The organism is Variovorax palleresanus, from assembly GCF_051144945.1.
Classification (GTDB): domain Bacteria; phylum Pseudomonadota; class Gammaproteobacteria; order Burkholderiales; family Burkholderiaceae_C; genus Variovorax; species Variovorax paradoxus_S.
Map to the genome: position 1 here is coordinate 1,431,472 of NZ_JBJNVP010000002.1, position 26,712 is coordinate 1,458,183.

At 67.9% G+C, this 26,712-nt stretch carries 20 protein-coding genes; 9 read left to right on the forward strand and 11 right to left on the reverse strand.

Translation table 11 applies throughout. From position 1 onward, the window contains the following. The first annotated feature begins 1 nt into the window (after position 1). The 4 genes from ACJ7Z0_RS10500 (at position 2) to metC (ending at position 4,598) form a co-directional block, all read left to right on the forward strand. Positions 2-592: a mercaptosuccinate dioxygenase gene (locus ACJ7Z0_RS10500; RefSeq protein ID WP_434789815.1), complete on the forward strand. Its 591-nt coding sequence runs from the start codon at positions 2-4 to the stop codon at positions 590-592. 98 nt (positions 593-690) lie between these two features. Further along, positions 691-2,271 (forward strand): rhodanese-like domain-containing protein, encoded by a 1,581-nt coding sequence (locus ACJ7Z0_RS10505; RefSeq protein WP_434789816.1) that lies wholly within the window; start codon positions 691-693, stop codon positions 2,269-2,271. A gap of 64 nt (positions 2,272-2,335) precedes the next feature. Beyond that, positions 2,336-3,349, forward strand: a complete 1,014-nt coding sequence (locus tag ACJ7Z0_RS10510; RefSeq protein WP_434789817.1) for a Bug family tripartite tricarboxylate transporter substrate binding protein — start codon at positions 2,336-2,338, stop codon at positions 3,347-3,349. Between the two features lie 43 nt (positions 3,350-3,392). Continuing rightward, on the forward strand, positions 3,393-4,598 hold the full coding sequence (gene metC, locus ACJ7Z0_RS10515; RefSeq protein WP_434789818.1) for a cystathionine beta-lyase: 1,206 nt from the start codon (positions 3,393-3,395) through the stop codon (positions 4,596-4,598). An 18-nt stretch (positions 4,599-4,616) separates the two neighbouring features. Here the strand turns inward: metC and ACJ7Z0_RS10520 are convergent, their stop codons facing one another. From ACJ7Z0_RS10520 to ACJ7Z0_RS10560, 9 genes are all read right to left on the reverse strand, one after another. Continuing rightward, a complete protein-coding gene (locus ACJ7Z0_RS10520) occupies positions 4,617-5,471 on the reverse strand; it encodes an alpha/beta hydrolase (protein WP_434789819.1) in 855 nt (284 codons plus the stop codon). Positions 5,472-5,510: 39 nt separating this feature from the next. Then, entirely contained in the window at positions 5,511-5,843 is a 333-nt protein-coding gene (locus tag ACJ7Z0_RS10525; protein WP_434789820.1) for a DUF1161 domain-containing protein, read from the reverse strand. 120 nt (positions 5,844-5,963) lie between these two features. Continuing rightward, positions 5,964-6,383, reverse strand: coding sequence for an SEL1-like repeat protein (locus tag ACJ7Z0_RS10530; protein ID WP_434789821.1), 420 nt, complete (start codon positions 6,381-6,383; stop codon positions 5,964-5,966). 132 nt (positions 6,384-6,515) lie between these two features. Continuing rightward, the gene (locus ACJ7Z0_RS10535) at positions 6,516-8,666 is read right to left on the reverse strand and encodes a TonB-dependent receptor (protein WP_434789822.1); all 2,151 of its coding nucleotides are present in this window, start codon (positions 8,664-8,666) and stop codon (positions 6,516-6,518) included. Positions 8,667-8,897: 231 nt separating this feature from the next. Next, entirely contained in the window at positions 8,898-10,133 is a 1,236-nt protein-coding gene (locus ACJ7Z0_RS10540) for a glutamate carboxypeptidase (protein WP_434792645.1), read from the reverse strand. 156 nt (positions 10,134-10,289) lie between these two features. Then, on the reverse strand, positions 10,290-10,496 hold the full coding sequence (locus ACJ7Z0_RS10545; RefSeq protein ID WP_198086834.1) for a YbdD/YjiX family protein: 207 nt from the start codon (positions 10,494-10,496) through the stop codon (positions 10,290-10,292). 8 nt (positions 10,497-10,504) lie between these two features. Next, positions 10,505-12,571 (reverse strand): carbon starvation CstA family protein, encoded by a 2,067-nt coding sequence (locus tag ACJ7Z0_RS10550; RefSeq protein ID WP_434789823.1) that lies wholly within the window; start codon positions 12,569-12,571, stop codon positions 10,505-10,507. A 154-nt stretch (positions 12,572-12,725) separates the two neighbouring features. Continuing rightward, positions 12,726-13,133, reverse strand: coding sequence for a hypothetical protein (locus tag ACJ7Z0_RS10555; RefSeq protein ID WP_434789824.1), 408 nt, complete (start codon positions 13,131-13,133; stop codon positions 12,726-12,728). 132 nt (positions 13,134-13,265) lie between these two features. Continuing rightward, positions 13,266-13,787: a C40 family peptidase gene (locus ACJ7Z0_RS10560; protein WP_434789825.1), complete on the reverse strand. Its 522-nt coding sequence runs from the start codon at positions 13,785-13,787 to the stop codon at positions 13,266-13,268. Between the two features lie 102 nt (positions 13,788-13,889). Here ACJ7Z0_RS10560 and ACJ7Z0_RS10565 point away from each other — a divergent pair, with 102 nt between their 5' ends. From ACJ7Z0_RS10565 to ACJ7Z0_RS10575, 3 genes are read left to right on the forward strand one after another with little or no spacing between them, the layout of a single operon-like run. Further along, a complete protein-coding gene (locus ACJ7Z0_RS10565) occupies positions 13,890-14,450 on the forward strand; it encodes a hypothetical protein (RefSeq protein WP_431128575.1) in 561 nt (186 codons plus the stop codon). Further along, the gene (locus tag ACJ7Z0_RS10570) at positions 14,447-15,637 is read left to right on the forward strand and encodes a PrsW family intramembrane metalloprotease (protein ID WP_434789826.1); all 1,191 of its coding nucleotides are present in this window, start codon (positions 14,447-14,449) and stop codon (positions 15,635-15,637) included. The genes ACJ7Z0_RS10565 and ACJ7Z0_RS10570 overlap by 4 nt, the downstream gene beginning before the upstream one ends. A gap of 41 nt (positions 15,638-15,678) precedes the next feature. Then, positions 15,679-16,461, forward strand: a complete 783-nt coding sequence (locus ACJ7Z0_RS10575; protein WP_434789827.1) for an extensin-like domain-containing protein — start codon at positions 15,679-15,681, stop codon at positions 16,459-16,461. 43 nt (positions 16,462-16,504) lie between these two features. Here ACJ7Z0_RS10575 and ACJ7Z0_RS10580 read toward each other — a convergent pair whose 3' ends face one another. Then, complete coding sequence (locus ACJ7Z0_RS10580) at positions 16,505-17,299, reverse strand: SDR family NAD(P)-dependent oxidoreductase (RefSeq protein WP_434789828.1); 795 nt, start codon at positions 17,297-17,299, stop codon at positions 16,505-16,507. A gap of 106 nt (positions 17,300-17,405) precedes the next feature. Further along, positions 17,406-18,029, reverse strand: coding sequence for a DUF938 domain-containing protein (locus ACJ7Z0_RS10585; protein ID WP_434789829.1), 624 nt, complete (start codon positions 18,027-18,029; stop codon positions 17,406-17,408). A gap of 275 nt (positions 18,030-18,304) precedes the next feature. Between ACJ7Z0_RS10585 and ACJ7Z0_RS10590 the strand changes: the two genes are divergently transcribed. Together ACJ7Z0_RS10590 and ACJ7Z0_RS10595 are read left to right on the forward strand one after the other, a co-directional pair. Next, positions 18,305-18,523, forward strand: a complete 219-nt coding sequence (locus ACJ7Z0_RS10590; protein WP_434789830.1) for a hypothetical protein — start codon at positions 18,305-18,307, stop codon at positions 18,521-18,523. Continuing rightward, positions 18,520-26,703 (forward strand): glycoside hydrolase family 94 protein, encoded by an 8,184-nt coding sequence (locus ACJ7Z0_RS10595; protein WP_434789831.1) that lies wholly within the window; start codon positions 18,520-18,522, stop codon positions 26,701-26,703. The genes ACJ7Z0_RS10590 and ACJ7Z0_RS10595 overlap by 4 nt, the downstream gene beginning before the upstream one ends. Positions 26,704-26,712: the final 9 nt, after the last annotated feature.

Genomic DNA, 26,712 nt, shown 5'->3' on the forward strand with positions numbered 1-26,712 from the left:
CATGAGCACCCTGTCCGACCAGCGCCGCGAGGCGGTTGCCGCGTCCATCGCCCAGATGAAGAAAGCCATTGGCGGCGCTGAACCCACCCGCGAAAACCTCGATGCGGTGCTCGGCGCGCTGCAAGGCCTGGCCGCGCGCACCGACTATTGGGGTGCCACCGACTTTCCGGCGCCCGAGGCCGGCGAGCATCAGGCCCGCTACCTGATCGCCGAAGACCCGGACCAGAGCTATGCGCTCTACCTCAACGTGATGCGGCCAGGCAAGAAGATCGTGCCGCACAACCACACCACCTGGGCCTGCATTGCCGCGGTGGAAGGCACCGAACACAACCGCGTGTACGAGCGCCGCGACGACGGCTCGGTGCCGGGCGTCGGCAAGCTCGATGAAACCGCGCTCGTCGTTGTGGAACCGGGCAAGGGCATCGCGCTCATGCCCGAAGACATCCACTCGGTCGAGATCCAGGGCGAGCAGGTCATTCGCCACCTGCACATGTACGGCCGAGCGCTCGAAACACTGAACCAGCGCACTGCGTACGACCTCGCGGCGGGCACGTACCAGACGATGGGCATCGGCGTGCAGACGCGCCGCTAGGCATTCCCTTTTCCAATTTTCCGATGCGGGCCGCGATGCGGCGTCGCACGGAGCTGCTCGCCCTGCCGCTTCCGCTTCATCGATTTTTCTCCTGCCCCATGACGACTTCTCATATCGATCCGAAGACCCTCAAATCCTGGTTGCACGACGGCGGCGAGATCGCGCTGCTCGACGTGCGCGAGCACGGCCAGTACGGCGAGGCGCATCTGTTCTACGGCATTCCGCTGCCCTTCAGCCGGCTCGAACTCGATGCACCGCGCCTCGTGCCGCGCCGCGGCGTACGGGTGGTTGCGTATGACGATGGCGATTCCGACGTGGCCGAGCGCGCCGCCCGGCGACTCGCGGTGCTGGGCTACACCGACGTGCATGTGCTGCAAGGCGGCACCCGCGCCTGGAAGGCCTCGGGGCAGGCGCTCTTTGCGGGTGTCAACCTGCCGTCGAAGACCTTCGGCGAGCTGGCCGAAGAGGTCTATCACACGCCCCGCGTCAGTGCCGATCAACTGGCCGGCATGCTGGCGCGCAACGAAAAAGTGGTGGTGCTCGACGGCCGGCCCGTGAGCGAGTTCCACAAGATGAACATCCCCACGGCCACCTGCTGCCCCAACGGCGAACTCGCCTACCGCGTGCGCCGGCTGGTGCCCGACACCACCACGCCCATCGTCATCAACTGCGCGGGCCGCACGCGCAGCATCATCGGCGCGCAGACGCTCATCAACCTCGGCCTGCCCAACCCGGTCTATGCACTGGAGAACGGCACGCAGGGCTGGTACCTGAACGACCACACGCTGGAGCACGGCGGCACGCGCCGCTACCCGGTGGAGAGCGGCAGCGCCGATCTTCGGCCCGCCGCGCAAGCCTTGGCCGAACGCTTCGACGTGCCCACGGTCAGCGCGCAGACCGTGCAGCAATGGGCCGGCGATACGGACCGCACCCTGTTTCTCTGCGACGTGCGCACGCCCGAAGAATTCGCGGCCGGCAGCCTGCCGGGCGCACAGCACACGCCCGGTGGCCAGCTGATGCAGGCCGGAGACCAGTACGTCGGCGTGCGCGGCGCGCGGCTCGTGCTGTTCGACAACGACGGCGTACGCGCGCCGACGATTGCGAGCTGGCTGCGGCAGATGGGGCACGACGCGAGCGTGCTCGAAGGCGGGCTTGCGAGCGGGCTTGCTCTTTCGCCTGCGGCCGTTCCCGCGGCCCCCACGCTGGCGACCATCGATGCGCAAGCACTGTCCGCCCGCCTGGCCCGAGGCGACGTGGCGCTGATCGACCTGCGCCCGAGCATGCAGTTTCGCGCCGGCCATATTCCGCAGGCACGCTGGTCCATTCGCCCGCGCCTCGCCGACGATGTGAAAAGCGAAACGCGGCAACTGGTGCTGCTGGCCGACGACGCCGCACTCGCGGCCTGGGCCGCGGCCTCCGAGTTCGCCGGCCGCTCGCCCGCCCCGCTGCTGCTCGAAGGCGGCATGGCCGCGTGGCGCGGTGCCGGACTGCCGGTGGAAGCCACGCCCGAGCTGCCCGCCGATGCGGAGTGCATCGACTACCTGTTCTTCGTGCACGACCGCCACGACGGCAACAAGGAAGCGGCGCGCCGCTACCTGGCCTGGGAAACCGGGCTGGTCGCGCAGCTCGACGCACAGGAGCGGGCGGCTTTCAGGCTGCCCGCCGTGCCGCACGCCTGATCCGGTTTCGCATCGTTCCTTCCACTCGTTTGCCGTTGTCCGTTCCTATTCCAGGAGTCCTGCCATGTCGTCTGCCGATCGCCTTCCGGGCCTTGCCCGTCTCTCCGTCGTCGTCGCCGCATGGCTGGCGGCCATGACCCTGCAGCCTGCCGCGGCCGAGCCGCTGCCCGCGCGCAACGGCTTCCCTTCGCAGACGGTGAAGTTCGTCTCGCCCTTTCCACCCGGTGGCGGCAACGACGCCACGGCTCGGCTGGTGACCACGCGCCTGCCGGAAATCATGGGCCAGGCCGCGGTGGTGGACAACCGCGGCGGCGCGGGCGGCAACATCGGCGCCAGGTCGGTGGCCGAGGCCAAGCCCGACGGCTACACGGTGCTCACCTCGCAGGTGTCGATCATGGCCGTGAACCCGTCGCTCTACTCGGCGCCGGGCTTCGATCCGCTGAAGAACTTCATGCCCATCACGCAGGTCAACGCGGCGCCGCTCGCGCTGGTGGTGGAAGCCGGTTCGCCCTACAAGACCTTTGCCGATCTCGCCACGCGCGCCAAGGCGAACCCCGGCAAGGTCACCTATGCCACGCCGGGCAATGGCACGCTCTCGCACCTGGTCGGCGTGGTGCTGCAAAAAGACAGCGGCGTGGACATGACCCATGTGCCCTACAAAGGCGCCGGCCCCGCGCTCACCGACCTGCTCGGCGGCCAGGTCGACGTGCTGGTGACCTCCACCGCCTCGGTCGCGGGCATGGTGCAAAGCGGCAAGCTGCGCGTGCTGGCCGTCACCAGCCCGCGCCGCATCGGCGTGTTCGCCAAGGTACCCACGCTCGAGGAGCTGGGCTACGCCAATGCCCGCTTCGAAGACTGGTACGGCTTCTTCGCGCCCGCCGGCACGCCGCCCGAGCGCGTGGCCTATCTGCACGAAGCCATCGTGCGCACGCTGCGCCTGCCCGAAGTGAGCAAGCTCGTGACCGACGGCGGCAGCGAGGTGGTGGCCAACACGCCCGAAGCCTTTGCCGCGCAGTTGCGCCTGGACATCGATCGCTGGTCGCGCGTCGTCAAGCTTTCCGGCGCGAAAGCCGATTGACGCACCATAGAGGCCTCGCGAACAACGCCATTCGTTCACCACCATGCCCGCTTCTTCGCACACCGATCCCGCCGCGCAGGCGCTGGAAACGCGCCTCGCCCACACCGGCAAGCAGTCCCTCCACGCCGGCGGCAAGCCCGTCAACCCGCCGCTGGTGCGCGCGAGCACCGTGGTGTTCGACAGCGTGGCCGCCATGCGCGATGCCCGCGCACGGCGCGGCGACGAGCGGGTTTTCAGCTACGGCGCACGCGGCACGCCCACCACCTTCGCGCTCGAAGATGCGGTGAGCGAACTCGAAGGCGGCTATCGCACGCGCCTCTTTCCCACCGGCCTCGCGGCCATCGGCATGGTGCTGCTGTCGTACCTGAAGCCCGGCGACCACGTGCTGATGTCGGACAGCGTGTACGAGCCGGCGCGCAACCTCGTGCATTCCTTTCTCGACCCCTACGGCATCCGCTGCACCTTCTTTGCCGCGGACGGCAGCGGCGTGGAGGAACGCTTCGAGCCGAACACGCGGCTCGTGTATGCCGAATGCCCGGGCTCGCTGGTGTACGAGATGTGCGACCTGCCCCGCCTGGCCGAGCTGGCCCATGCACGCGGCGCGCTCCTGGCCGCGGACAACACATGGGGCTCGGGCGTTCAATACCGGCCGCTTGCGCTGGGCGCCGACATCTCGCTGATGGCCGCCACCAAATACCTCTCGGGCCATTCCGACGTGATGATGGGCACGGTCGCCACCACGCGCGAGGCCTGGCAGCCGCTCAACGAGCGCTGCGACGCCTTCGGCATGACGGTGAGCCCTGACGACGCATGGCTGGTGCTGCGCGGCATCCGTACCCTGTCAGCCCGGCTGCAGATGCACGAGCGGCATGCGCTAGCAGTGGCAGGCTGGCTCGAAGCGCGACCTGAAGTGGCGGCCGTGTTCTGCCCCGCGCTGCCGCAGCACCCCGGCCACGAACTCTGGCAGCGCGATTGCCGCGGCACCAACGGGCTGGTCTCGTTCGAGCTGCAACCGGGCATCGGAAACGCCGCGGTCGAACGGATGGTCGATGCCCTCTCGCTGTTCGGCCGGGGTTCATCGTGGGGCGGCTACGAAAGCCTCGTGGCCTGGGCCAACATGCGCGCGGCGCGCAGCGTGACCGACTGGACCGCGCGCGGCGCCGTGGTGCGGCTGCACGTGGGCCTCGAAGCGCCTTCGGACCTGCTGGCCGACCTGGCGCGCGGGTTTGCCGCCTTGAGCGCAGGCTGAGCGGTCTTCCTTGCCGGCTCAGGCGGCCACCGGCTCGACCGGTTCTGGCTCGGGCTCCGGAAGAATCGCCGTCAGCGCAAAGTCGACCAGGTGAAGCCAGGTCGATTCGAGTCCCATGATGCTGTGGTGATCGGAGCCGGGAACGGTCTGCACGCTGATGGGCGTCGGCCAGGCCGCGATGAGCTTTTGCGAGCGCTCGGGCAGCACCACGTCGTCGCGCTCGGCCAGCAGCACCTGTGTTTTTGCGGCCACCTCCTTGCAGTGCATGAGCGAATCGAACCGGTGCCGCAGCAGCAGCGACAGCGGAACCAGCGGAAAGCGCCGCTTTGCCACTTCCAGCATCGAGTCGTAGGGCGTGACCAGTTGCAGGCTGGAGAAATGCTGCTGCGCCACCAGCTGGATGGCCACGCCCGTTCCCAGGCTGCGCCCGACCACGTGCAGGCGTACCTTGGGAAAAGCCTTGCGCAAGTGGCTGGCAAACTGGATCGCGTCCGCCACCGAGGCGATCTCGGAAGGATGGCCCTGCGAATCGGCCACGCCCCGATAGTTGATTGCCGCGAATCCGAAGCCATCGGGCAGCCAGTGCAGCGCCTGCGCTGTGGCGCGTACGTCCTCGCCGCGGCCCGCGAAATAGATGAACAGGTCTTGCAGCGAGTCTTCGCCCTGCGGGTGATAGACGTAGCCGCGGACCATGCCGCCCGGCACCGTGTGCGAGTAGGTGGAAAAGTGGTCGGACAGATGAACGACCGGATGCTTTCTGACGTTGAACAGGATGTGCCCCTGGCGTGCGGCCAGGATGGTCCAGTACGCCGCGATGCTGCCAATGGCGGCGGCCGAAACCGAGAGTGCGATGCGAGAGACTTTGCGGGACAAGGTGAGCTCCGGAAAAAAGTGCGATGCCAGGGCCGCGGCTTACTGCTTGCAGCTGCCGCCGACGGTCACCGTGCCGTCCTTGCATTCCGTCAGGATGCGTTCGTTCGCAGGTGCTGGCGCGGGGCGCGCCAAGGCGCCGTCGGCTGCGGGAGCGCCTTCGCGCTGATAGACGATCTTTTTGCTGCCAAGATCGCAGCTGCCCACCACCTGGCCATTGGCCTGTGCGTTGGCATCGATGGTGGTGACGCTGAAACGCGTCACACCCGACGCGGCGATCTTCGATTCGATCTGGGCGCGCAGGGCTTCGCAGTTTTCAGCGCCGTGGGCGGCGCCGGCAAAAGCAAGCGCCATGGAAATCGACCAGAGTTTCATTGATGAGAGTCGGCCTCATGCCGAGGATTTCGTGAACCAGGAGTCTAGCCCCGCATTCACCGATGAGACATCCTCGCGCACACTGAGGTAACCGCACGTCACAGGCCCCGGAATGCAGGCTTACTCGCAGGCGTTTCTCCCGGCCGGAGAATGGCGCAGCCTGTTCAGGAAGGTGAGCTGCACCCTGGCCGTGTCGCTGCCCTGCGACGCGGCCCGCAGCATCCACCTGCGGGCCTCGCAGCGGTCGGCCTTCACCGCTGCGCCGTATAGCGTAGGGCCGGCCAGCAGCACCATGCCGAGCATCTCCTGCGCCTCGGCGTTTTCCTCGAACGCCGCCTGCCTGAGCTGCTCGAGCATCGCGCGGTAGTCGCGCGCGGTCTGCGCTTCCAGCGCCAGCTGAAAGCGCTGCTCGGCATGCAGCACGACGTTCGCGTCGGGCGGCTGCGCCGCGGAAAGCGCCGCCCCGAGGCACAGCGCGCCCGCAAGAAAGATGCGCCAGCGCAGCGACCAGCTCGTGATCTGATTCAGTTCGGATGCCATCGATGTTCTCCACCATTGAGTTGTGTGAAGGGCATCGTGGCAGCAAGCGCTTGCAAAAAGAAACTGGAATTCGCGCAGGCAGGCTCAGTGCGCGCCTGAGCCTGCGCCCGCTTTCTGCGCTCTTCCAAACGATCAGAACTTCGCGGTCAAGGCCACCTGCAGTTCGCGTCCGGGGCCGGGCATGATGAGGTTGTCAACGCTGCCGTGTGCCGACACGTAGTACTTTCGGCCCGTGATGTTCTTCAAGTTCACCGAGAGTTCGTATTTCGCGGTCCGGTAGCTCGCGGCCAGGTCGGCCGTCACATACGAAGGCAGCGTCACCAGGTTGCTGAGCGAGGCGTAGCGCGCCGCCACGTAGTTGACGCCACCGCCCGCACTCAGCCCATGGCCCAGGTCCTTCATGAGCCACACGAAGGCCGAATGCCGCGGCGTGAGCGACGCCACCTTGCCCTGCACCGGCATGGCCGCACCAATGGGCAGCTGCAGCGAACTCACGGTCGCCAGCGACTTGACCATGCGGCCGTCCAGGTAGGCGTAGCCTGCGCTGACGTCCCAGCGGCCCGGCAGCTTGCCGGCCAGCGCCAGCTCCATGCCGTTGGTGCGCTGCGTGCCCACGTTGATCTGGCGCGCCGGGTTGGCAGGATCGGTGTTCTTGATGCCCGAGCGCTCCAGGTTGAACAGCGCCGCCGTGAGGTTGAGCGCGCCGTCCAGGAAGTCGAGCTTGGCGCCGATCTCCTTGTTGACCGTGATCTCGGGGTCGTTGGCCGCGTTGTTGGCCGACAGTGCAAAGGTCTCGGCCGAAGGCTGGAACGAGCGGCTGTAAGACACGTAGTAAGACTGCGCTTCGGTCGGCTGCCAGACCACGCCCGCGCGCGGGCTGAACTTGCGGTCGGTGCGCGACATGGGCGCCAGCGTGCGCTCGAAGGAGGTTTCCTGGTCGAACACGTCGTAGCGCCCGCCGATCAGCGCCTTCCACTGCGGCGCCAGCGTGATCTGGTTCTGCGCGTAGAGCGCCGTCGTCTTGAAGGTGGAGTTGCTCGGAATCGCGCTGTTGGCCAGGTAGCTTGCAAGCGGAATGGGCGGCGGCGCGGACACCGGGTTGAGGATGCTCACGCGCTCGAAGCCGGTGGGGGAAGACACCGAATACAGGCGCTTGTCCTGCTTGCCCAACTCGGCACCGACCAGCCATTCCTGCTTGAAGCCGCCGAGCTCGTTGCGCCAGGTCAGGTCGGTCTGGTTGAACCAGCCGCTCTCGTCGCGATCGACGAAGCCGCGCGTGCGGCCCACGGTCATCCGCACCGGGTCGGTGGTGCCGCTGGGCAAGGTGTTGAAGCGGTCGAGCTTGTAGCTGTAGTAGCGGGTGGTGTTGCGAAGGCGGAGCGTATCGCTGAAGCGATGGTTGAGCGTGGCTGTGAAAGACTGCACGCGCGTGGTCGTGGTGTCGTCGCGCTTCGCGAAGGCGGAGCCGTAGTAGGTGCCGATGGGCACGTTGACCGGGCGGCCGTTGAGCGCCGGAATGCCGAAGTCCGTCAGCCGCTGGTCGTAGGCGCTGGTGTACTGCAGCAGCAGGTCGGTCTGCGGGCTGAACTTCATCGCCAGAGAGGGGGCGATGTTGTAGCGGTCGATGAACTGCTGGTCGCGGTAGCTGCCCGATTTTTCGCGCGCCACGTTAAGGCGAAAGGCCATGTTCTCGCCGATGGGCTGGTTCAGGTCGGCTGTGAGCCGCTTGAAGTCGTGGGTGCCCAGGCCGAGCGACACCTCGCCGAAGGGACGCTCGAATATCGGCTTCTTGGTCACGCGGTTGACCAGGCCGCCCGACGATCCGCGACCGTAGAGCACCGCGGCCGGGCCCTTGAGCACTTCGATGCGATCGGTGTCCGAGAGGTCGCGAAAGTACAGCGCGTCGTCGCGCACGCCGTCCACGAACCAGTCGGCAATGGCCGTGAATCCGCGGATGACCACCTGGTCGCGCTGGCCGTCGCCGGCATTGAACGAAACGCCGGGCGCATTGCGCAGCGCGTCTTGCATCGACGTGGCGCCCTGGTCGCGCAGCAGCTGCGCCGGCAGTACGTTGACCGCCTGCGGAATGTCGCGCAGCGGCGCACTGCCCTTGGTGGCCGTGCTGCTCACCGATGGCGCATAGCCGGTCTCCTGCTCGGAGGTGACGGTGATCTCCTTGAGCGTGTCGGTGCCCTGCGCGTGGGCGGCAGCGCCCAGAACGGCCAGCACGGCAAGACACAGGGGACGGTGGCGCAGGCGCGGCGCACGCGATCGAACGGACATGAAAAATTTCCTTCAGGGCAACAACAAGATCGCGAAGCGACATGCCGCCTCGCCATCCATCGGATGGAGAAACGCATGTGCCCTGCCTCGAAAATCTGGGTTGGGTGCCCTCGCCGACCCATGCTGGCGCGGTGGCCAGGGAGTGCAGCAGAAGGGGATCGCATCGCGCGAACCGGCGGATTCTAAACGTCGGTTCGCCCAGGGGCGCCAGGCAGTTGCCCGGCGCAACGCTCAGTTGGCGCTCAGGTCCATCAGCATGCGCGACAGCAGATAGAGCCGCGGCACCACGCTCTCGACCTCGGCGTATTCGTCCGGCGTGTGGATGCCGCCGCCCACGATGCCGAAGCCGTCGAGCACCGGCACGCCCACACCCGCCACCAGGCTGGCGTCGGCCGCGCCGCCGCTGCTCTCGATGGTGAGCTTCTTGCCAATCTCGCCGTAGATGCCCTCGGCCATCGCGACCAGCTTGTCCGACGCAGGCGAGCGCGGCATCGGCGGCAGGCCGCGGATGAGGCGCACGCGCACCTCGGTGTCGGGGATCAGCTTGTCCTGCGATATGCGGACCAGGTCCTTCTCGACACGGTCGAGCTCTTCGGGCGTGGCGGCGCGCACGTCGCCCTTGGCGCTGGCGCTCGCGGGAATCACGTTGGTCGGGCCGTTGGCCGCGAGCACCGTGAAGTTCACTGTGGTCTTCTTTGCGGCATCCCCCGTCTTTGAAAGCTGCAGCACCTGGTGCGCCACTTCCATGGCGGCGTTGCGGCCCGCGTCGGGCGCCACGCCTGCATGCGAGGCCAGGCCCTTCACTTCGATGAGGGCCGTGGCCGAGCCCTTGCGCTCCACCACGAGGCCGTCGGCCGGGCGGCCCGGCTCCAGATTCAGAGCCACGTCGTGCTGCCTGGCCACGCGCTCGATGAGCGCGCTGGTGCCGACCGAGCCCACCTCTTCGTTGGTGTCGATGAGGAAGGTGATCTGCCCATAGTCCTTGAAGCCGATCTTCTGCAGGATCTTCAGCGCCTGCAGCCCGGCGACCACGCCGCCCTTGTTGTCCATCACCCCGGGGCCGTAGGCGCGCCCGTCCTTGATGTAGAACGGCTTGGCCGCGGCCGTGCCTTCCTTGAACACGGTGTCGATGTGGGCGAGGATCAGGATCTTCTTCTTCCCCTGGCCGGTGAGCGTGGCAACCACGTTGGTGCCGGGATGCGGCTCCGCCGGAAAGGTCTCGATGCGCGCGCCGAGCTTGCGCAGCTCTTCAACGGCCATCGCGCGCACCTTGTCCAGGCCCTCGGTGTTGGCCGAGCCGGAGTCGATGTTGACCATGCGTTCCAGCAGCTTGAGCGCCTCGTCCTTCTGCTGCGTCGCCGCGTCCAGCGCACCCTGGTGCGGCTTCTGGGCCATGGCGGTGCCGGACAGCAGTGCGCAGGCCAGCACCATGCCGTGGCAGGCGGTGCGCAACGGCGCGGGTTTCATGAAGAAGGGGTGGCGCTTGTGAAAGGTCATAGGTCCGTTCTGTTGTTTGTTCGTTCGAGCTTGGGCGAAAGAAAGCCCGCTTCTCGCGGGCGATCGCAGGCTATCACCCGCGTTCCGCGCGGGTCAAGCGAACAAGCAACAAACGGGCCCTGCGCCCTAGCAGCAGCGGCCCTTGCCGGCGCCGTAGCGCGCCTCGAGCCGCTCCCGAAAAAACGCCTCGTAGCTCATCGGCGGCTGGTCCGGGTGGGTGGCCGCCATGTGGGTCAGGTAGGCGTCGTAGTCGGGCATGCCGACCATGAGCCGCAGCGACTGCTTGAGCGAGCGGGCGAAGTAGCGCCCGGCCTCCGGCAATGCGAGACCCATGGCTTCGCTCAGCGCGCCGCCGACGCGGCGAGCGGTTCGAACGGCGTCTCTTGCGCGGTGGGGCGGTTGGCCGCGCGCGCCGCCAGGCATGCCTTCACGGCATACACCAGCACGCTCAGCACCACGAACATGAAGAGCGCGCAGAGCGCAGCGTCGAGCCGGTCGTTGAAGACGATGCGCGACATGGCCTCGGGCGTCTTGGCCGGCGCCACCAGCACGCCGTTGGCAAGGCCTTCGGTGTACCTGGCCGCATGCGAGAGGAAGCCGATCTTCGGGTCGGGCGAGAAGATCTTCTGCCAGCCCGCGGTGAGTGTGCAGGCCAAGAGCCACGTGGCCGGCGCAATGGCCACCCACGCGTAGCGCTCGCGCTTCATGCGGAACAGCACCACCACGCCGAGCAGCAGCGCCACCGCGGCCAGCATCTGGTTGGAGATGCCGAAGAGCGGCCACAGCGTGTTGATGCCGCCCAGCGGATCGACCACGCCCTGGTAGAGAAAGTAGCCCCACGCCGCCACGCAGAGCGCCGTGGCAATCAGGTTGGCCGGCAGCGAATCGGTGCGCTTGAGCGCGGGCACGAAGCTGCCCAGCAGATCTTGCAGCATGAAGCGGCCCGCGCGGGTGCCGGCGTCCACGGCCGTGAGAATGAAGAGCGCCTCGAACAAGATCGCGAAGTGGTACCAGAAGGCCATCATGGCCTGCCCGCCGATCACCTGGTGAAGGATGTGGGCCATGCCCACCGCGAGCGTTGGCGCACCGCCCGCGCGTCCGAGGATGGTGCTTTCGCCCACGTCCTTGGCGGTTTGCACCAGCATCTCGGGCGTGACCACGAAGCCCCAGCTCGAGATGGTTTGCGCGGCCTGCTGCGCGGTGCTGCCCACCAGCGCGGCCGGGCTGTTCATTGCAAAGTAGATGCCGGGCTCGATGCACGAGGCCGCCACCAGCGCCATCACCGCCACGAACGATTCGGCCAGCATGCCGCCGTAGCCGATGAAGCGCGCATGGCGCTCGTTGTCGAGCATCTTGGGCGTGGTGCCCGAGGAGATCAGCGCATGAAAACCCGACACCGCGCCGCAGGCAATGGTGATGAACAGAAACGGGAACATGCTGCCCGCCCACACCGGCCCGCCGCCTTGCGCAAACTGCGTGAGCGCGGGCATTTGCAGCGTGGGCATGACGAACACGATGCCCAGGGCCAGCGCGATGATGGTGCCGATTTTCAGGAAGGTCGACAGGTAGTCGCGCGGGGCCAGCAGCAGCCACACAGGCAGGCTGGCGGCGATGAAGCCGTAGCCCACCAGCATCCACGTGAGCGCCTTGCCGTCGAAGGTGAAGAGCGGCGCCCACGCGGGGTTCTGGCTCACGGCCTGGCCGCCGAAGATGGCGAGCATGAGCAGCACGAAGCCGATCAGCGACACCTCGCCGATGCGGCCCGGTCGAATGAAGCGCAGGTACACGCCCATGAAGAGCGCCACCGGAATGGTGGCCGCCACCGTGAAGGTGCCCCACGGCGATTCGGCCAGCGCCTTCACCACGATCAGCGCCAGCACCGCGAGGATGATGATCATGATCATGAAGGTGCCGAACAGCGCGATCATGCCGGGCACCGTGCCCATCTCCTGCTTGACGAGGTCGCCAAGCGAGCGGCCGTCGCGCCGCGTGGAGATGAAGAGAATGATGAAGTCCTGCACGGCACCTGCGAACACGACGCCCGCCAGCACCCACAAGAGCCCCGGCAGGTAGCCCATCTGCGCGGCGAGCACCGGGCCCACCAGCGGACCGGCACCGGCAATGGCCGCGAAGTGGTGGCCGAACAGCACGTTCTTGTCGGTGGGCACGTAGTCGAGCCCGTCGTTGTGGCGGTGCGCCGGCGTCTTGCGGTTGCCGTCGAGCCTCAGCACCTTCTCGGCGATGAAGAGGCTGTAGTAGCGGTAGGCGATCAGGTAGGTGCAGATCGCGGCGGTCACCACCCAGAGGGCGTTGACGCTTTCACCACGCGTGAGGGCGACGGTGCCCAGCGCGAATGCGCCGACCACGGCCACAACGAGCCACACCAGGTGGCGGCGGATGCTGTGCATTGGGAATGTCTCCTCGGTATTGGAACCGGGAGTGTTCCCCGCCAGCCTCGAACCCGCATCCGTCGGACCGCGTGGGCGCTATGCGTGGGAATTCTTAATGGAAAACCCTAGCGCCGGCCATGCGCCCGCGGCGCTCCTCATGCAAGCAATGGCGTCAACGGACGGTCGACATCACCGTTGCGCGGCAGCGGGGCTGGTCGCGCGGGGCCAGCAGGTTGCAGTTGTCCAGCGCACGCTGCTGCATGTCGCTCAGCCGCGGCTGTTCGCCGGGAGGCGGGGCGTCCCACTGGCGATAGACCGGCGGCGGGGGTGGCTGCTCGGCCCAGCGCTCGCGGCGCTCGTATTCGCGGCGCTGCTCTCTTTCGTAGGCGCGCTGTTCGCGGCGCTCGTAGCGCTCCTCGCGGTCGCGCTGGATGCGCCACATGCAGGTGTTGAAGTCGACGCCGGAGCGGCCGCTCGCGCAGTAGAGGCGGTCGTGCTCGTAGGTGTCGGGATCGCGCTGCGCAAAGGCCGGGAGCGCGGTGGCAAGGCCCAGGATGGCCAGGACGATGAGTTTCTTCATAGGGACCTCTCCGAGGTTCGGTGATATCGGCACAGCATGCCACACCGGTCGGACCGCCCCAAGGCAGGCATCCCTGTAGACCGATGACTACGCTGAACCGTTGAGTTGGATTGAGTCGCGCTTTTCAAGCGCTTAAAGCCGGCGCGCCTGCATCGGTTGGCGCGACCAGTAGATGCCGTCCAGCCGGTCGAGCCGCACCTCCCCGCCGGTCGATGGCGCATGCACGAACTGCCCTGCCCCCACGTAGATGCCCGCGTGCGTGGGCGTGGACGCGCCGAAGAGCACCAAATCTCCCGAACGGATGTCCGACGCGGACACCGGCCGGCCGAACGCCGCCATGCGCGCCACCGTGCGCGGCGTGGCCTGGCCCGCGCTGTTCTTGTACACGTAGCCGATGAGCCCGCTGCAATCGAACCCGCCTTCGGGCGTATTGCCGCCATAGCGGTATGGCGTGCCCACCAGGCCGAGGGCATGGATCGCGACGCTGTTCGATTCCTCGGACGTGAGCGGCGAGGTGCCGTAGCCGGCCGACGGCGGAGGTGCCCGCGGGCTCGCGCAACCCAGTGCCAGGAGGCAGGCGCCAATGGAAAGCAGACGGAGCAGCAGCAGTGGCATGCGGGGACGTGGCGCGGGTACTACGAGTGCGTCGGGCATGTGGGATTGGCTGTCTTGTGGACGTGGCCAGACTCTAACGCGAGCAGCCTATCCGGCCAAGGCAAGGAGCCGGCCTGCAGACGGATATGGCACGATCAAAACATGCCCGAGCCCTCACGCCGAATCCCGTACCGCACCTGGCCAGGTGCGCTCGCCGTTCTGCTGGCCATTGCAGGCTACGTGGGCGGCCTCGTTTTCTGGGACAGGCACACGCCCGGCAACCGGCCGTTGCCTGCGGGCGAAATGATCGAGGTCGGCCATGCGAGGTTCGTTCCCGCCAGCGGATGGGAGATGGACGTGTCCCGCTCCAAGGCAGGCCGGTCGCTGATGCTGTTCAAGGGCGGCCACAAGTTTCTGGTGACCACCGGCCCATGGGCGGGCGGGCCGGACGGGCCGCTGGTGCGGCAGCAACGGCTCATGGAGCGCGGCCAGCGCTTGCGCATCGACGGCGACCCGTCGGACTTCGTCACGACCTGGGGCTTGCAGGGTAAGACCTTTGCCTACTACGGCTCGAAGCTTGCAGGCCGCTTCTGGCAGGTGGTCGACCTTCAGCGCCGGTCGCTGGTGCAGATCGACTTCTATGGCGCCACCGACGGCCTGCCCGAGGCGATGGCCGAGGCCCGGAGCATGCTGGAGTCGATGGACCTGGAGGCGCCGCTGTGAACCTGAACGTTCCCGAACAACAGGACAGGGGCGACTGGCCCATTGGCACCGATTCGTTCTTTCAGCCACATCGCGCAGCCTTTTGGGTATTGGCGGCATTGATCGTCAACGGCCTGTTCTACACGGTCAACATGTTCTCGATGGGATTCCGCGTGGTCCCCATCACCGCGTTGCTCGGCATCCTGGTGTGGGCCATCTACACGCTGGTTTTTCTTCTCGTCTTTCGTGCCTTGGACTTGCTCGAACAGCATCCGCCGGAGGCTTTCGGGCTGGCCTTTGCATGGGGCGGCCTGGGCGCCGTGTACTTTGCCGCGCCCGCGAACATCGCCATTCAGAGCTTGTGCGCCAAGCTGGTGTCGCCGGACTTCGTCGCGGCCTGGGGACCGGCCATCGCGGGGCCGATCACCGAGGAGTTCCTGAAGCTTGCTGGCGTCGTGCTGCTGGTGCTGGTGGCGCGCAACCAGTTCCAGACTTATCTTTCGGTGCTGATCGTCGGTGCCATGACGGGGCTGGGATTCCAGGTGGTCGAGAACCTCACGTACACCGTCAACGCGTCGATGCACTTTCCGCTCGAGAACCAGGTGGTGCCAGTGCTCATCAACCTGCTGACGCGCGGCCTTTTGAGCGGGCTGTGGAGCCACGCGGCCTACACGACGATCGCCTCCTTCGGCGTCGCATGGTTTCTGCTGCACCCCGAGCGGCCGATGGCGGTGAGGATCGCCTGCGCCCTGCTGTGCTTCGCACTCGCGTGGGCCATGCACTTCATCTGGAACTCGCCATGGCTCGAAGACCTCTTCGATGGCGGCTACGGCGAGATGGCGGTATTGCTCGTCATCAAGGGCATTCCCGCGATGGCCGCAGCCTGGCTCTTCTGGCGCGAAGCCGCCCGAGAGAACGGCGCCTACCTTCATGCGCTTGCAGCCTACTTCGTGCCGGAGCGCGAGCTGATCCGTGACGACGAATGGCTCCGGCTGGGGGCGCCTCTGTTGCGCTACAGGGTTCGCAGGCAGATCGGCTGGACCTTCGGCCTGCGCGCGAGGCTGCTGAAGACGCAATTGCAGCGCGAGCAGCTGCGGCTGATCCGCAAGGCAATGACCTACGGACGCGGGGCGCAGACGCTGCGGCATGAAGTGGCGATACGGCGCATACGGGCCGAGCTGGATCCGTTGATTGCGACGCAGCCCTGAAGCCACAGGCCTCGGAAAACGCAAGACGCGAGTTCTGCTGCATGGCCTCCTCCGATGACCCGATCAAGCCGACGCCTTCGCGCCGCAAGCGCCGGCTCGGCGTGGCTGCTGCTGCGGTCTGCGCCGCGCTCGCCGCGGGCGTGTGGGCCGTCGCTACCGGCACGGTCGAGATTCCGGAGCGCTTCAATCCGTGGGCGCCGCTCGACGTCGCGGCGGCGCCAGACTGGCTCACCGGCTTCAAGCTTTCCCGGGCCCGCCGCGACCCAGCGCGCTGCCTTGCGGCGCTGGCACAAACCGGCATGCAGTACGACCTGCTGCCCGACCGCGTCACCGGCCCCGGCTGCGGCTTTCAGAACGCCGTCAGGCTGCGCTCTGCCGGCGTGCGCCTGGGCACCGCGCCTTCGCTCAGCTGCCCCATGGCGCTGTCCTTCTTCATGTGGGAGAGGCACGCATTGCAGCCCGCCGCCATGCAGCGCTTCGGCCAACCGGTGGTGGCCATCGATCACCTTGGCAGCTATGCCTGCCGCAACGTGAACCGTGGCGAAGGGGCAGTGCCGGGCGCGTCACGCAGCCGGCACGCGACAGCCGATGCGCTGGACGTGACAGCCCTGACGCTGGCCGATGGCCGACGCATCACGGTGCTGCAAGCCTGGCCCCGCGACGGCGCCGGCACAAAAAGCACGAACGATCCGGAGGTGCTGCTTCTGCTCGATGCGCACCGCGGCGCCTGTCGCTTCTTCAATGGCGTTCTGGGCCCCGACTACAACGCCGTGCACAGCGACCACTTTCACCTGGAGACCGGCGGCTACGACATGTGCCGCTGAGCATCCACCAGCCGAGTCATACCGCGTTTGCGGCAATAGGCATTCAGGACGCAGCCGGTCCCTTGCGCAAGGTCGGCAAGCCGACCCCCGCGGCATCGAAGCCACCGTCCACGGCGAGCACCTGGCCGTTGATGAAGCTGGCCTCGTCGCTGCACAAGAAGCCCACCGTGTTGGCCATCTCTTCCGGCGTGCCGTAGCGGCCCTGCGGGATGGTGTCGTAGTAGTCGGAGCGGATCGCCACCGTGTGAACGAGCTTGGCCATCTCGGTTTCCACCGGCCCCGGCGCGATCACGTTCACGCGCACACCGGCATTGCCCAGCTCCACCGCATGCTGCTTGGTCAGGTGGATGAGCGCCGCCTTGCTGGTGCCATAGGCGACACGCAGCGTGCTCGCGCGCAGGCCCGAGATGGAAGCGACGTTGACCACCGCGCCCCGCCCGCGCTCGACCATCAGCGCGCCGAACGCCTGCGTGCACAAGAACGCACCGTCGAGGTTCGTGCCGAGCACGGCGCGCCACTCTTCGAACGAGGTCTGCAACACTGGCTTGAACACCGCCACCCCCGCGTTGTTGACCAGCGCATCGACCTGCCCGAAGCGCGCGACCACGGCCTTCGCGGCACTGCCCACCTGCGCAGGATTCGATACGTCGCAGTGCACGCCAAGCACACGTTCCGGCTCGGCCAGATCGGCCACCGCCTGATCGAGCGTGACGGCATCGATGTCGAGCAGCGCAACGTTGTAGCCGTGCGCCAGGAACCAGCGGCCAATGGCCAGGCCGATGCCGCGCGCGCCGCCGGTGACGACGGCGACGCGGGAGGGGGTGGGGAGATCGGTCATGGACGGGAGTTTCCGCGATGGACGGAGTCAGTTGACGGGCGATGGAAGCCATTCTTCCAGAGCGACTACGAAAATGACAAACACACCGCTCACCCACCAGCGAACCTTAGAAGCCAAAGACCAGCAGCAAGTTGTTCGCAGGCATCGCATGCCGCTCTCGCAAGGCAAGGCCTCTGCGACGCGCCTCTGCCGCCACGTCCTCCAGGCGGCGTATGCCCCAGGCGGAATTGCGGGCGCGCAAGTCTTCGTCGAACGCCAGGTTGCTCGGCGCCGGTGGGACTTCTTCTTCGAAGTAAGGCCCGTAGGTGATCAGCATCCCGCCAGGAAGCAGATGCCGCGCGGCCCCTTGCATCAGCGCGGCGCATGTGGTCCAGGGCGCGATGTGCAGCATGTTGGCGCAGTAGATCGCGTCGAACTTCTTTTCTTCTTCAGCGAACGCTGCACCCTGCGTTGGCCATTGAGGCGCCATCACGTCGAGCAGGAGCGGCGCGCAGAGATTGGGCAGTGCGGCTTCTGCAACGCGGCTTGCCAGCGCGGGGATCATGCGTGCGTCCGCGTCGGTGGGCTGCCAGATCCATTGGGGCATTGCTGCCGCGAACCAGGCGGCGTGCTGGCCTGTGCCGGATGCGATCTCCAGCGCGGTGCCACGCTCACCGAGGATGAGGATCAATGCATCGAGGATGGGCTGCTTGTTGCGGTCGGCGGCGGGGCTGTGCGGAAGGTCGGGCATCGGTATTGGGCTTGGATGGTTGGTTTGGAGGGTATCAGGGCCGGACGGCGAGGCGCTTGTCTAGGCGATATGTGGTGTCCATCACCTCTGGACGACAAGGTGTGCCACGACAGCAAGCACAACAGGCATGCCTTGAAACGCGAATGCGTAAGCATCCTCCTACGTCGTCCGAAAGCAGGAACCCGTAAGGTCATTTAAAAGCGTACGGTCGGGATACGTTCACAGTTCTCGCAATCGCGCGGCAGCTCGAAGTCGTTTCACAGGAGCCCGTTGCAATGTCCGTCCCGCAGTCCCTTTCCCATTCGCACATCGATTTCGTCGGCAACGATTTCGAAGCGCTGGCCTCCCACATGCACCACTGTGCACGTGCCCACGGGCGATGGTTCTCGCTGCGAAGCCACATGCAACGTGTGCGCGCGCTCGCTGCGGGTCGCATCGTCACGATGGCCTGCGTGGCCGCGGTGTTGGGCATCGGCTTGTTCGCTGTCACTTGAGCGTCGCTGCCGTCGTCGACCGCCTCCAAGGGCTCAGTCACTACGCCCGGACCCTTCTGCTCGGTCCGCACGCCCCGATAGCACTCCCGATCCGCGCCGAACTCTTCGGCGCCCAACGTTTCGAACAGCACGGCCACAGCCTGGCCCGTGCCCAGGTGGTGGAAGACGAGCACCACCGCGCACGCGAAGGCGCGCCCTTCTTTCCGCGGGTCGACGAAAACCTCGAGTCGCTACGCGCCGCCTTCGACTACATCGCGCTGATCTCGCTGAGCGGGCGCTATGTGTCGCCGGCGGCGGAATGGCTGCTCGACAACTTCCACCTCGTCGAGGCGCAGCTCCAGCAGATCCATGACGGCGTGCCGCGCAGCTACTACGCGCGCCTGCCCAAGCTCATCACGCCGCCGCTGGCGGGGCTGCCGCGCGTGTACGGCATTGCGTGGGCCTATGTGGCGCACACCGACAGCGTGCTCAACAAGACGCTGTTCACCGCCTTCCTCAACGCGTACCAGGACATCGACGAGCTCATGCTCGGCGAACTGTGGGCGCTGCCCACCACCTTGCGCGTGGTGCTGCTCGAAAACCTGCGCCTCGTGGCCGAGCGCATTGCCGAGAACAAGGTCGCATGCGAGATCGCGCACGCTGCATGGGACGCGGCGCCGCATCTCTCGGTGCAAGACCTCGACGTGCTGTACCGCGCACTGCAAAGCCACGGCCTGCAGGACAGCTACCTCACCCAGCTGTGGCAGCGCCTGCCCGTCGAGCACGGCGACGACATGCCCGCGCTGGTGCGCTGGACCGAGCAGCACTGCCCCAACGGCCCGGCGCTGATCGGCGACGCGCAGAACGCGCAGGCCGCGGCCAACCTCACGGTCGGCAACATCATCACGACCCTGCGCATGATCGGCCAGGTCGAGTGGAGCGACCTGATCGAGCCGGTGAGCCGCTCGCTGCGCGTGCTGCGCGCACTGCCGAGCTTTGCGAACGAGAGCGAACTCACGCGCCAGCAGATCACGCATGCGATGGAGCAGGTGGCGCGCAGCACCGAACGGCCCGAGCGCGACGTGGCGCAGGCCGTGGTCACGCTGGCATCCAGCGCGCCGGCCGACGAAGCCGGCGCGGAAACCGACCGCGCCGACGGCACCGCGGGCTACTACCTCTTCGGCCAGGGCCGGCCCGCGCTGATCGCGTCACTGCAGGCCGACAGCCCGCCGGGCCGTTCCGCCCACGCAGCAAACACGCGGCCCGCGCGCAGCCATCGCGGCTGGCGCCTGCCCGTCTACGTGAGCGCCGTCACCATCGGCACCGCGCTGCTGCTGGCGGCCGTGGTGCACGGTCTGCCGCATCGCGGCGACTGGACCACCGTCGCGGCGTTGCTGCTTCTTGCATGGCCGCTGTCCGAAGCGTTGATTGCGCTGGCGCAGCGCATCATGGCGGAATCGGTGCGCGTGCAGGCCCTGCCACGCCTCGACTTTGCAAACGGCATTCCCGAGCGGCACCGCGCGCTCGTCGTCATGCCCACGATGCTGGGTTCGACCGCGAACAACTCAAAGCTCGCGCACCGGCTCGAACTTCACTGGCTGGCCAACCGCGAGGCGCACGCGCAGTTCGCGCTGCTGACCGACTGGGCCGACGCCTCGCAAGCATCGATGCCCGACGACGCGCCCTTGCTGGACGACGCCCAGCAACGGATCGTCGCGCTCAACGCCAAGTACCCGCCGGCGGAAGGCGCCGCGCCGCGCTTCCTGCTGCTGCATCGTCCGCGCAGCTGGAGCGAGACCGAGCAGCGCTGGATGGGCTGGGAGCGCAAGCGCGGCAAGCTCGAAATGCTGATGCGCCTGCTGGCCAGCGGCGACGCCAGCGGCTTTCTTCCGCTCGCACCGGGCCAGCAGCTCACGCCCGGCCGCACGCCCTATGTGCTGACGCTCGACAGCGACACGGGCCTGCCGCCCGGCGCGCTGCGCGACCTCGTGTCCATTGCCGCGCATCCGCTGAATGCGCCCGAGATCGACATGCCAAGCCGACGCGTGGTCGCGGGCTTCGGCATCCTGCAGCCGCGTATCGTCACGCCGTTCCCGATGCGCAGCGAGCGCTCCTTCTTCCACTGGGTGTTCGCCGGGCAGTGCGGGCTCGACCCGTACGGCAGCGGCGCCTCCGACATCTACCAAGACGTGTTCGGCAGCGGCTCCTTCACCGGCAAGGGTTTGCTGAACGTGCGCGCGGTGCATGCCACGCTGAACGACCGCCTGCCCGACAGCGCCGTGCTGAGCCACGACCTGCTCGAAGGCAGCGTCGCGCGCTGTGCGATGGTCAGCGACGTCGTGCTGGTGGAAGACCATCCGCACCATGCCGGCGTGGCCGCCTCGCGCGTGCACCGTTGGGTGCGCGGCGACTGGCAGCTGCTGCCGCTGATGTGGCGCGCGCGCCGCTTCGGCATCGACGCGCTGGGCCTGTGGAAGATGAGCGACAACCTGCGTCGCTCGCTGGTGGTGCCGGCGTCTTTCGCGCTGCTGGTGTTGGTGATCTTCACGCAGGCCATGCCGCTCGGCTGGGCACTGGCTGCCGTCGGCGCGGCGCTCACGCTCGGCCCGTTGCTGGGTGCGCTGGCCGGCTTGGTGCCGACGCGGCGCGCCATCGAGCTGCGCCACTTCTTCGACGTGGGCGCGGTCGACCTGCTGCGCGCCATGGCCAGCGCGGCCTGGCAGTTCGTGCAGCTGGCCGCGCAGACGCGGTTGCTGCTCGACGCGGCCTTCCTCGCCACCTGGCGGCTGGTCGTCAGCCGCAGGCACCTGTTGCAATGGACGACAGCAGACCAGGCGCAGGCGCAATCCAGCCAACGACTGAAGCCCTTCGTGCGCAGCGCGGCCCTCAGCAGCGCGGTGTGCCTGGTGCTTGCCGTGCTCGCAAACTGGAGTGCCTACCCGGTGCTTGGCCCCCTGCTCTTCGTGCTCTGGTCCCTGGCGCCCCTCGCGGCCTGGTGGGGCAGCCGCGTCGACGCGCACGCGGAAGACCCGCTCCTGCCCGCGCAGCGCAGCTACCTCGACAAGCTGGCGCAGGACACCTGGCGCTTCTTCGAGCACGTGGTGGGCCCGGACGACAACCACCTGCCGCCCGACAACCTGCAGCTCGAACCGCAACCGACCATCGCGCACCGCACCTCGCCGACCAACATCGGCATGTACCTGCTGGCCACCTGCTGCGCGCGCGAGTTCGGCTGGATCGACACCTCCGCCTTGCTGGCGCGCCTCACCGCCACGCTCGACACCGTCGACCGCATGCAGAAGCACCACGGCCACCTGTTCAACTGGTATGACACTCAAACGCTGAAGCCGCTGCCGCCCGACTATGTGTCGAGCGTGGACAGCGGCAATTTCGCAGGCCACCTCGTGGCCGTGGCGCAGGCCTGCCGCGCCTTCGCAGCGGAAGAAAATTGCCAGTACCACGAAGCACCCGCACTGGAAGCATTGGCGCAACATTGCGACGCACTGCACGACGGCATGGATTTCAGCGGCCTCTACGACGCCAAGCGCCACCTGTTCCACATCGGCCTGCGCGTCGAAGAGAACGTACTCGACGCGAGCTACTACGACCTGCTGGCTTCCGAGTCGCGCCTCTTGAGCTTCCTGGCGATTGCGAAGGGCGACGTGCCGCGCCGCCACTGGATGGCGCTGGGCCGGCCGTTCCTGCTGGTGAGCTCCCAGCCCAGCCTCAAGTCTTGGTCGGGCTCGATGTTCGAGTACCTGATGCCGGCGCTGGTGATGACCGAGCCCACCGACGGCCTGCTGCAGGTGGCCAACGCCGCGGCCATCGCCGAGCAGCAGGCTTTCGGCCGTGCGCAGAACATGCCGTGGGGCGTGTCCGAGTCGGCCTACTTCGCGCAAGACCATTCGCTGGCGTATCAATACTCGCCCTTCGGCGTGCCGCGCCTGGCACTGCGGCGCACGCCGCCGACCGACCGCGTGGTGGCGCCTTACGCCAGCCTGATGGCCGCGCCGTTCGCGCCCGAAGCGGCCGTCATCAATCTCGAGTTGCTCGAATCGCTCGGCGCGCGCGGCGAGTTCGGTTTTCACGACGCAATCGACTTCACCGCCTCACGCCAGACCGAGGGCCAGGACTTCACCGTGGTGCGCAACTTCATGGCGCACCACCAGGGCATGTCGCTGGTGGCGCTGTGCAACGTGCTGCGCGACGAAGCACCGCGCCGCTGGTTCGGCAGTGCCGCGCTGGTGCAGGCGCACGAGTCGCTGCTGCACGAACGCACGCCGCGCCAGATCATCGGCAGCGCCGACCCGCGCACGCCGCCCGAGCCCAGCCAGGCCGAGCTGGCGCCGCTGTTCCAGCCGCGCGTGGTCGATCCGATGGGGCCGGGCTTCCAGCCCACGCACCTGCTGTCGAACGGCCGCTACACGGTGGCACTGCGGGCCAACGGCGCGGGTGTGAGCCGCTGGCGCTCGTTCAACGTGACCCGCTGGCGCGACGATCCGCTGCGCGACAGCTACGGCACCTTCTTCTACGTGCGAGACGAAGGCCAGGCCGAGCTCACCTCGCTCACCGCCCTGCCCGCGCCCGGCGCCGACTGGCACTACCGCACCCGCTTCCTGGCCGACCAGGTGCAGTTCGATGCGGCCGGCCCCGGCCTGCAGGTGCGCACCACGGTGCTGATCAGCCCCGAGAACGACACCGAGCTGCGCAACATCACGCTGCACAATTCGGGCGATGAAACGCGCACGCTCGAACTCATCTCGTACTTCGAGCCGGTGCTGTCGAACCCGAAGGCCGACGAGGCCCACCCGGCCTTCGCCAACCTGTTCGTCGAGTCGCGCTGGGAGCCCGCGTGGCGCGCGCTGCTGCTGGCACGCAAGCCGCGCCTGCATGGCGATGCGGTGGTGGCCGCCGTGCACTTCGTGGCCTCGGTCGATGCCAACGTGCTGTCGATCGACTGCATGACCGACCGGCGCGCCTTCATCGGCCGCAACCGCACGCTGGCCACGCCCGCGCTCGATGCGCAGCCGAAGGCCATCAACGGCACGCCGGTGAACGGCCTGGACCCCATCGCCTGCCTGCGCGTGCGCCTGTCGATTGCGCCGGGCACCACCGCGCGCCTGAGCTTCGCCACCGCCGCCGACGAGAGCATCGAGGCGCTGATGCCCAGCATCGACCGCTACCTGCAGCCCATGCACGTGGAGCGCGCCACCCGCATGGCCGCCACGCTGGCGCAGGTGCGGCTGCGCGACCTGAGCATCGCGCCCGCACAGAACCTGGCGCTGCAGGACCTGACGACCATCCTCACCTACACCACGCCGCGCGTGATGCGCGACCGCGGGCTGATCGACCTGCGCCAGATCTGGCGCTTCGGCATCTCGGGCGACAAGCCCATCGTGCTGGTGTACATCCACTCGATGGACGGCATGGGTCTCATCAACACGCTGCTGCGCGCGCAGCCGTGGTGGGGCTTCGGTGGCGTGGCCTGCGACCTGGTGGTGCTCAACGGCGAACCGAATTCGTACCTGATGCCGCTGCAGCGCGAGATCGAGGCGCTGCGCTCGCGCGTCGCGCAGCAGACGCAGAACAGCTTTCCGCGCAACGACACGGCCGGCTTCTACCTCTTGCGCGACCAGGACGTGGTGCCTTCGGAAAAGGCCGTGCTGTCCAGCCTGGCGCGCGTGGTGTTCACGGCCGATGGCCGAGCGCTCGAAGTGCAGGTGGCGGCGTTGCATGAGGCACGCAGCCCGACGATCGCCGACGACAGCAGCGCACCGGTGCAGCACCGCACGCCGCTGTTGACGAGACGGGCGCCGCAGTTGACCGCCATAGCGCCCACCGGTGACTTCGACGCCGAGAGCGGCGAGTTCCGCTTCGAGGTCGGCCCCGACCGCCGCACGCCGCGCCCGTGGATCAACGTGATCGCCAACGCGGCCTTCGGCTTCCAGGTGTCCGAATGGGGCGCCGGCTACACCTGGGCCGGCAACAGCCGCATGCACCAGGTCACGCCGTGGTCGAACGACCCGGTGCAAGACCCGGCCTTCGAGCACTACCTGCTGCAGGACGTGGCCTCGCGCGAGATGCTGCCGCTGACGCCGGCCGGCGGTGGCGACGGCCTCACCCGCCACCGTGTGCGGCACGGACAAGGCTACACCGTCTTCGAGTGCCGCCAGGGCGACCTCGCGCTCGAAACCACCTTCTTCGCGGACCGCGACGAAGCCGTCAAACTGGTGCACGTGCGCGTGCGCAACGAAGGCGCCAGCCAGCGCCGCCTGCGCGCGCTCGCGATGGTCGAGTGGCAACTGGGCGCCGCACGCGGCGAACGGCGCACCGTGCATTGCTGGAAGCCCGAAGACCAGCCGGCCGTGTTCGGCCAGCAGCGCGAATCGAGCGCGGGCTTCGGCGGCAGCGCGGCCTTCCTGCTGCTCGCTGGCCTGCAGGGCGTAACGACCGGGGCCACGCAATGGACCTGCGACCGCAGCGAGTTCTTCGCCGGCCGCGGCATCGTCGAAGTGCCGGACACGCTGGCGCGGCGCGCCGGCAGCGGGCTCGATGCCTGCGCGGCCCTCGGTGGCGAATTCGTCGTGGGCGCCGGCGAGACCTCGAGCTTCAGCTTCGTGCTGGGCCACGCCGGCACGGCCGACGCGGCGCTCGACCTTGCGCGCCGCTGGCGGCGGCGCGACGTGCCCGAAGCGCTGGCGCAGGTGCGCGGCTTCTGGAACGACCTGCTGGGCCGCCTGCAGGTGCGCACGCCCGACCCGCTGTTCGATGCGCTGGTCAATCGCTGGCTCGTGTACCAGACGCTGGCGTGCCGGCTCTGGTCGAAGGCCGGCTTCTACCAGGCCGGCGGCGCCTTCGGCTTTCGCGACCAGTTGCAGGACGCGATGGCCTTCGCGCTCACCGACCCGGCGCGCCTTCGCGCCCAGATCTTGGTGAACGCGGCGCGCCAGTTCCCCGAAGGCGACGTGCAGCACTGGTGGCACATGCCCGGTGGTGCCGGCGTGCGCACGCATTTCTCCGACGACCTGCTGTGGCTGCCGTACGCGTCGGCGCACTACGTCGAGGTGACGGGCGATGCCTCGCTGCTCGACGAGATGGTCGGCTTCATCGAAGGCCCCGGCATCCCCGAAGGCGCCGAAGACGCCTACTACGCGCCGCACAACAGCGGCCGCATGGCCACCGTGTTCGACCACGGCGCGCGCGCCATCGATCGCAGCCTGAAGACCGGCGTGCACGGCCTGCCGCTGATGGGCACCGGCGACTGGAACGACGGCATGAACCGCGTCGGCCACGAAGGCCGCGGCGAATCGGTGTGGCTGGCGTGGTTCCTGTGCAGCGTGGTCGAGCGCTTCGCACCCATCGCGCAAGCGCGTGGCGAGCACGAACGCGCCGCGCGCTGGACCGAGGCACGCACCGGCTGGATCGCCGCACTGCACGACGCGGGTTGGGACGGCGCCTGGTTCCGCCGCGCCTTCTTCGACAACGGCGCGCCGCTGGGCTCGTCGGTCAACGGCGAGTGCCGCATCGACCTGATCGCGCAGGCCTGGTCGGTGCTCTCGGGCGCCTCGGACGCGGCCCACACCGGCCCGGCCATGGCCGCCATCCAGAAGCACCTGCACGACGAGCCGGCCGGCCTGCTGCGGCTGCTGGTGCCGCCTTTTTCCCACTCGATCAACGACCCAGGCTACATCCAGGCCTACCCGCCGGGCGTGCGCGAGAACGGCGGCCAGTACTCGCACGGTGCCGTGTGGGCGCTGATGGCGCAGGCGCTGCAGGGAGACCATGAAGCAGCTTGGCAAAGCTTCGAGGGCCTGAGCCCGGCCCACCGCGCACGGCACCCCGAGCGCGGCCCGGTCTACGAGCTGGAGCCCTTCGTGATGGCGGGCGACGTCTACGGCGCCGCGCCGTATGTGGGCCGAGGGGGCTGGAGCTGGTACACCGGCTCGGCCGCGTGGCTGCACCGCGCCGCCGTCGAGACCTTGCTGGGCCTGAACGTGAAGGGCAAGCAGCTCTCGTTGAAACCGCGCGTGCCGGCGCACTGGCCGGGCTTCGAGATCGCGCTACGGCTCGGGACGCGCGAGTTCACTCTGCAATGGGGCCACATGGAAGGCGCCGCCACGCCCACGCATCACCTGGTGGCGGGTGAATGGGTTGATTGGCACTCACTGCCGCCGAATTCGACCGTACGGGTTTTGGCGTAGCGCAACCTG